The organism is Silvimonas sp., assembly GCF_031291215.1.
Taxonomy (GTDB): domain Bacteria; phylum Pseudomonadota; class Gammaproteobacteria; order Burkholderiales; family Chitinibacteraceae; genus Silvimonas; species Silvimonas soli.
On the sequence record NZ_JARLJK010000076.1, the window covers coordinates 1 to 1094 of the forward strand.

General features: G+C 54.3%; 2 protein-coding genes. One reads left to right on the forward strand and one right to left on the reverse strand.

Annotation, left to right across the window (positions count from 1 at the left end; all coding sequences use genetic code 11):
• On the forward strand, positions 1-326 hold a 326-nt coding region (locus P4L78_RS09935), incomplete at its 5' end, for a hypothetical protein (protein WP_309327867.1).
• A 12-nt stretch (positions 327-338) separates the two neighbouring features.
• Here the strand turns inward: P4L78_RS09935 and P4L78_RS09940 are convergent.
• Positions 339-1094: phage tail tip lysozyme (locus P4L78_RS09940; RefSeq protein ID WP_309327868.1), on the reverse strand; the 756-nt coding region annotated here is incomplete at its 5' end.

The window sequence follows — 1094 nt, forward strand, 5'->3', positions numbered from 1 at the left end:
ATGAGGGGGATGCCGTGCGCAATCGGCTGATATTTCCCATGCTTACGCTTTTCATGATCGGTGCAGCGGACTGCCCAGCGGCGGCTTTGGCAAAGCAGCCTCCGCAGATGAGTGCCAAAATCAAGGCGCTGATTCGCAGGGATGACGCGCTTGACGACATCTGCCGGGCACCCGGAGGTGATGCAAATGGGTGGGCATGCTTGGAACGCAGCCGGATTCTCCTGAAATTGATCCACCTCGGCTGGTGCTGGGACTCAGAGAAGATGGACCCAATTGAGGCGGATAACCACTGGATGCGTTGTTCTGACGCCCACAAAATTCCGTAACGTTCAAGAATTTCATTTGATTGGAATTTTAGCGAGCACCCGTGCAACCGCATATCTATCGGCAGAATCCCGAAAATTTTTCTTGGGTCTTACGACATAATAAGAATAGCCCGCCGCGAGTCTGGCTGCATCGGATCCAACCCGCTGAGCCAACGCAAATGTACGCTGCTCGCTATGGGCCAATTCATAAAGCTGATATTTGATTTGTTGATCTGCGTTGGATTTTTCAAGGCTTTTTCCTCCGTTGAATTGTTTGAACGACGCCTTGCGCGCTGGGTCGGGCAGTTGAAACAAGCCATGGCCCTTACCGTTCTTGCCGCTTTGCGTAACGGATGCATCCAGACCACTCTCCATTTCTGCGTTGGCCGCCAGCGCTGCTGCGAGCGGTGCGGGCAAGCCGTATTTCTTGATGAGGGTGTCGCGAAAATCGGCCGCATGTTCGGCATGCAATTCTGCAATTCGCAAACTCAGCAATCCCGTTTGCTTGATTGCCGCCAATAGCTGCTCTGGCGGCAAATGATGTGCCCCAGCGGAAGGCCGATCGCCCTGCGTTCGAAAACGCGGCGCTGTAACGACAATTTCGTTTCCATTATTTCCTGGCGGATTGTTCGGCTCTGCCGATCCTGACGTCGGACCAGACGTAAACCGTCCTGATTTCGGGTCGTGCCAAGGGTTGCCGCCCTTGTGACCGTCTGTCGTGTCGCCAGCCATTTTGATCTCCGTGCCAAAGGTCTGTGGCGTGGCTACAATTTCAGGCGGTTTGGATCG